We start from the raw sequence: 5,917 nt of genomic DNA on the forward strand, positions 1-5,917 counted from the left end.
GCCCGGCACGTCCCCGCCGAAGCGGGCGGCGGCGACCACGGTGGCCTGCGCCTCCCCCAGGCCACCGCAGTCCCGTTCGGCCCGCAGCAGCGCCTCACCGGGCTGCCGTCCCGCGCGCACCTCCCCGGCCAGCGCACCGCACAGAGCGATCACCGCCTCCGCCCGGCGCTCCTCGGTCCGCCGGGCCTGCCGGGCGATCCGCAGCCGACGCAGCAGCGGCACCCCGGCGGCCCCCGCGACCACCGGAATCACCGAGGCGCCCAGGAGCGCCAGCAGCAGCCCGGCCGCGAGCGACCACCACTCGGCACCCAACCTGCCGGTCAGCCGCCGCAGTTCGGCCACCACCCGCTCCCCGGACGGCGGCCCGGTCGCCACCGCTCCACCACCCGCCAGCAGCAACCGCGCCCGGCGCACGCCCTGTTGCCGCGTGCCGTACAGCCACCCGATGCCCCCGAGGCACACCAGCGCCGCGCCCGTGCCCAGTTCACCCATGCCGACCTCAGCCATCGCCACCGCTCCTCTCGCCACGACCGCTGACGCGGTCCTCGATTCCCTGGGCACGCGCGCCGCCCAGCAGCTCCCGCAGCCGCCCCCACCCCCGCTCGGCGACGAACGCCCGCTCGCCCCAGCGCAGCGCGGGCACCGTCCGCACCAGCCCGGAGGCATCCCGCTCCAGGACGTGCACCTCGGCGATCCGGCGCCGTCCGGTCCGGTCGCGCACGAGGTGGAGCACGACCGACAGGGCGGCCGCCAACTGGCTGTGCAGCGCGGCCCGGTCGAGCCCGGCCGCCGTACCCAGCGCCTCAAGGCGGGCCGGTACGTCGGCCGCCGCGTTGGCGTGCACTGCCTGTTGACCGAACTAAGTAGGTCGTTTTCCCAGCTCAGTGACTAGATGAGGGTTCTCGCGTTAGCCCGTCCGTGAACTCACCTGAAGTGCTCCGCAGGGACCTGACGAACCTGACCGTGCCCCAGATCGGCCGACTGGAAGAGACGGGCAAGGCCGAGGAGCCGTACCGGCTGCTCGACCCTGCAGACACCGTCGTCGAGCCAGCGGCCGAGTGGTTCGCCGAACTGCAAGCATGCGCCAAGCCGCCTGCCACGATCCGGTCGTACGGCATGGACCTGCTCCGCTGGCACAGGTTCTTGTGGACGCTCGAGATCCTGTGGAACAAGGCGACCCGAGCCGAGGCCCGGGACTTCGCCCGATGGCTCCAACTCGCGGACAAACCCGTGCGGTTGCACTGGCGCTACCAGAAGTACGGACTGCCGCCCGGCGGGCTCCCGAAGCAGAGCCGACCGGATCGCGGCACCCCGAACCCGCTGACGGGCAAGGCCGGACCGGGCGAGAAGTACGCACCGACGACCCGGGCCCACAGCGAGACGGCCATCCGGCTGTTCTACGACTTCCACTGCGAAGAGGGCGCCGGGCCGCTGCTCAACCCGTTCCCGCTCGACCGGTCCCGCCGCTCTCGCAGAGCTCAGGCGGCAGCCCGGCCGAACGCCCACCACAACCCCATGGAGGTCTTCCTCGACGAACGGACGGGCCGCTACCGCCCGACCGTGCCCAAGCGGATCCCGAAGCGGATCCCCGACGAGATGTTCAACGCCCTGTTCGCCGCGCTCAACCACCACCGCGACCGGGCCCTGCTGGCCTTCTGGGTCTCCACCGGAGTCCGGGCCGAGGAACTCCTCGGCAGCAAGGCCAAGGACGCCGATCCAGGCCAGCAACTGATCGGGGTGACCCGCAAGGGCACCCGCGAATACCAGCAGGTCCCCGCCTCGACGGACGCATTCGTCTGGCTCCGCCTGGCCCAGGAACAGGCCCGGCGAGGCGGAGTGCCCCAGGGCCGCAACCAGACGCTGTGGTGGACGCTCAGGAGGCCCTGGCGCCCACTGGAGTACGACGCGGCCCGCATGATGTTCAACCGGGCCAACGATCTCCTGGGAACGAACTGGACCCTTCACGACCTGAGACACACCGCCGCCTACCGCATGGCCCGCGACCCCGAGCTGTCCCTCACGGACGTCCAATGGGTCCTCAACCACGCTCACCTGTCCACCACGGAGATCTACCTCGCGGCCAGCCAAGACGAGATCGTCGAGCAGTTGCTCGCCCACCACGCCCGCCAGGCAGCAGGAAAGCTCCCGAAGCCACGGCCACCAGCTCCCGGCTACAACGCGGCGAGCCTGGACGTCCTGTTCGGCCGGTCATGACGAGCACGACACTGCTGGCCAAAGTGCCAGCTCAAGGACCTGTTCTTACGTTTCACGGCTCGCACTTCAAGGCCCTGCAGAAGGAATACCCACCGCGGTCCGTCCCGGCGACCTGGCCGGAGACCGCGGCCGACACCGACACCGTTCTCGACGTCCTCAACGAGATGTCCAAAAACGCCGTGAAGAACACGCGCTACACACGCTCCCGCGGGGCCCGCAACGTCATGCGGTGGCTGGAGCGGTTCGAGGGCGAGACCTGGCAACAGCGTTGGTCCAACAGCCCGTTGGACACACAACTCGACCTCAACCTTCCCGACCTCGGCCCCTGGGTCCGAGAACACCTGGACCCCATCCCCGACGGCGTCCTCCGATCGGGCATCCTCGCGATGGCCTGCGCGGACGTGATCCGGCCCGCCCCCAGCTGGCTGCTGACCCGCCGGTCACGACACATGCGCCAAATGGTGGCTGAGTACCGCGACCCGGATGGCTTCGCCGCCCTGGAGACCAAGGCCGCCCCGGGCGTCTGGGACGCCAAGCTCGGCCTGCAGGCCCGGAACGCCATCTCCACGATGATCCTGGCCAAGGGCGGCAAGGTCGCCGACATCGTCGTCGGCGACTGCCTCGAACTACGGGGCATCGAGCAGGAGATCATGGCCCGAGGCGCCGGCCGGTCGCTGTTCTACCTCTGGCTCAAGGACCACGAGGTCTTCCCGCCAGACGCGCCGGCCACCCTCCGCGACTTCAAGCGGCGGGCCGGGCAGGTCAGCGTCGAAGAGCTGGTGGACCGCTACCAGCTACAGAACCGCCCGGTCCGCGACCTGATCGTCGACTACCTCACCGAGCGCCAACCCGCCCTGGACTACACGTCGCTGGAAGGTCTGTCCCGCAACCTCGCCCAGCTGTTCTGGGCCAACCTCGAACGCCACCACCCCGGCATCGACTCCCTCCGGCTGCCGAAGAACGTCGCAACCGCATGGAAGGAACGCATCCGCACCAAGACCCGCCTCAAGAAGCAGCCGGACGGCAGCTACACCGAGATCACCACCGAACGGCACAGCGCCATCGCGGTGCTGGCCGTCATCCGGGCCTTCTACCTCGACATCTCGCAGTGGGCCGTCGAGGAACCGGGCCGCTGGGGACCCTGGGTGGCACCCAGCCCCATCAAGGAAGCCGAACTCAACTACAAGAAACAAGCCCGACGGCAGAAGGCGAAATCGGACCAGCGCACCCGGGAACGACTGCCCGTCCTGCCCGCCCTCGTCGAGGCCGCGGACCGTCAGCTCAAGGAAGCCCGCACGCGAAACGAGGCCGCCATCGCGGCCGCCCCCGGCACCACCTTCTCGGTCCTGGGCAAGACCTACACCCGCATCCGGCACCCCCGCTGGGCCGACGGGATCGCCGCCAACAGCGCCTGGGACGAGCACGGACGGCGATGCACGCTCGGATACGACGAGAACCGGGCCTTCTGGGCCTGGGCGACGGTCGAGTTCCTCCGCCACACGGGCGTCCGCATCGAGGAGATGCTCGAGGTCAGCCACCACAGCATCACCCAGTACACCCTCCCCACCACCGGGGAGATCGTTCCGCTCCTGCAGATCGCTCCCTCCAAGACCGACCAGGAACGGCTCCTGCTGGTCAGCCCCGAACTCGCCGACGTGCTCTCCGCCATCGTCTGCCGAGTCCGCGACGACTCCGGGACCGTCCCGCTGGTCCGCTCCTACGACACCGGCGAGAAGGTGTGGAACCCGCCCATGCCGCTGCTGTTCCAGTGGCGCACAGGCGGCCAGAACCGCCCCATCTCCGAGACCACGATCCGCCGGGCCCTCAACGAGGCCCTCGACTTCGCCGGCCTCACCGACAACACCGGTGAGCAGCTGAACTACCAGCCGCACGACTTCCGAAGAATCTTCATCACCGACGCCATCATGAACGGCCTGCCACCGCACATCGCGCAGGTCATCGCCGGGCACGACGACATCTCAACCACCATGCGCTACAAGGCGATCTATCCCATGGAGGCCATCGAGGCCCACCGCTCGTTCATCGCACGGCGCAGGTTGACCCGTCCCAGCGAGGAGTACCGCAGGCCGACCGACGCCGAATGGGACGACTTCTTGGGCCACTTCGAGCTCCGCAAGCTCTCGATCGGCACCTGCGGACGAGCCTACGGAACGTCCTGCATCCATGAGCACGCCTGCATTCGCTGCCCGATGCTCCGGCCCGACCCTCGCGAGCGTCGGCGCCTGGTCGAGATCAGGGACAACCTCGTCGACCGCATCGCCGAGGCCGAGCGCGAAGGCTGGGGCGGCGAAATCAAGGGCCTGGGGACCAACCTCGAAGGCGCCAAGGACAAGCTCGCTCAGATGGACGCGCAAACAGCAAGATCAAAACAGTCGATCTACCTAGGAATGCCCTCGTTCGGCGAGATCACCGCACGAGCCTGACCCCGGCTCCGCCAGCACGCTGGCGGAGCCGCTTCCATGAGAGGAGGCCCCGTGACCAGCACTCTTTCCATTCTGGGAGAGCTCGGAGCATGCGCGACTTCTAAGTTCGGAGAAGGTGCCGCAGCCGCCCTCGTGGCCCGTGTTGAGCGCGGCCAGCAGATGCACCACCTCGGGGCCGCGCACCTCCCCGACGACCAGCCGGTCGGGCCGCATCCGCAGTGCCTGCCGGACCAGGTCCTCCAGCGTGACCAGACCGGCGCCCTCCTGGTTGGCGGGCCGGGTCTCCAGCCGTACGACGTGGGGATGGTCGGGTCTCAGCTCGGCCGAGTCCTCCGCGAGCACGATCCGCTCACCGGGTCCGACCAGGCCGAGCAGCGCGCTCAGGAGAGTCGTCTTGCCGGTGCCGGTCCCCCCGCTGATCAGAAAGCTCAGCCGGGCGTCCAGCAGGGCGCGCAGGAGCCGGTCTCCGGCGGGTGGCAGGGTGCCCGCGCGGGCCAGTTCGGCGAGGGTGAAGGCGCGAGGCCGTACGACGCGCAGGGAGAGGCAGGTGCAGCCGACGGCCACCGGGGGCAGCACGGCGTGCAACCGGGTGCCGTCGGGCAGCCGGGCGTCCGCCCAGGGCCGTGCGTCGTCCAGGCGCCGCCCGGCGACGGCGGCGAGCCGCTGCGCGAGACGTCGTACCGCCGCGGGGTCGGGGAAGGTCACCCGGGTCAGCTCCAGGCCGCCGCCCCGGTCCACCCACACCCGGTCCGGGGCGGTCACCAGGACGTCGGTGACGGCGGGGTCCGCGAGCAGCGGTTCCAGGGGGCCGGAGCCGACGAGTTCGGAGCGCAGATGCTCGGCCGCGCCGAGGACCTCGGCGTCGCCCAGGACCCGGCCCTGTTCGCGCAGCGCCTGGGCGACCCGGGCCGGGGTGGGTTCGGCGCCGCTCTCGGCCAGGCGGCGCCGCACGCCGTCGAGCAGGGCCGCGCCGTCGGCCCGGTCGAGTCCGGGGAGGGTCATCGGGGGCCTCCCATCTCGGCCAGGGCCTGCTCCCAGAAGGCGGTGCAGAAGCGGGCCAGCGGGCCGCGTCCGGTCGCGCCGGGCGGCTTGGTGGTACCGCGCGGCCGCGCGAGCACGGATTCGAAGGGGACGGTCCCGGCGAGGGGGAGATCGAGCAGCCGGGCCACCTCGCGGTCGTCGAGCCCGGGCGCGCCCGGCCCGCGCACCGCCACGCGCAGGTCGCGCACGACCATGCCGACGGCGGAGGCGACGCGGCC

At 70.8% G+C, this 5,917-nt stretch carries 3 protein-coding genes and 3 pseudogenes; 2 read left to right on the forward strand and 4 right to left on the reverse strand.

Annotated features, from left to right (window positions below):
• A pseudogene (locus GTW40_RS28860) lies at positions 1-507 on the reverse strand (hypothetical protein); the annotation flags it as partial.
• A pseudogene (locus GTW40_RS28865) lies at positions 500-844 on the reverse strand (secretion protein); the annotation flags it as partial. The pseudogenes GTW40_RS28860 and GTW40_RS28865, both read right to left, overlap by 8 nt.
• 74 nt (positions 845-918) lie before the next feature.
• On the opposite strand from GTW40_RS28865, the gene GTW40_RS28870 reads away from it, so the two are divergent.
• Together GTW40_RS28870 and GTW40_RS28875 are read left to right on the forward strand one after the other, a co-directional pair.
• Positions 919-2,214, forward strand: coding sequence for a site-specific integrase (locus GTW40_RS28870; protein WP_343245815.1), 1,296 nt, complete (start codon positions 919-921; stop codon positions 2,212-2,214).
• 179 nt (positions 2,215-2,393) lie between these two features.
• The gene (locus tag GTW40_RS28875; RefSeq protein WP_343245816.1) at positions 2,394-4,658 is read left to right on the forward strand and encodes a site-specific integrase; all 2,265 of its coding nucleotides are present in this window, start codon (positions 2,394-2,396) and stop codon (positions 4,656-4,658) included.
• Here GTW40_RS28875 and GTW40_RS28880 read toward each other — a convergent pair.
• Entirely contained in the window at positions 4,617-5,660 is a 1,044-nt protein-coding gene (locus GTW40_RS28880) for a TadA family conjugal transfer-associated ATPase (protein ID WP_237525797.1), read from the reverse strand. The two genes, GTW40_RS28875 and GTW40_RS28880, sit on opposite strands and share 42 nt — an antisense overlap.
• Positions 5,657-5,917 (reverse strand): annotated as a pseudogene (locus GTW40_RS28885) (septum formation initiator); the annotation flags it as partial. The gene GTW40_RS28880 and the pseudogene GTW40_RS28885, both read right to left, overlap by 4 nt.

Source organism: Streptomyces sp. SID4985 (assembly GCF_009863025.1).
In the GTDB taxonomy this organism is placed as follows: domain Bacteria; phylum Actinomycetota; class Actinomycetes; order Streptomycetales; family Streptomycetaceae; genus Streptomyces.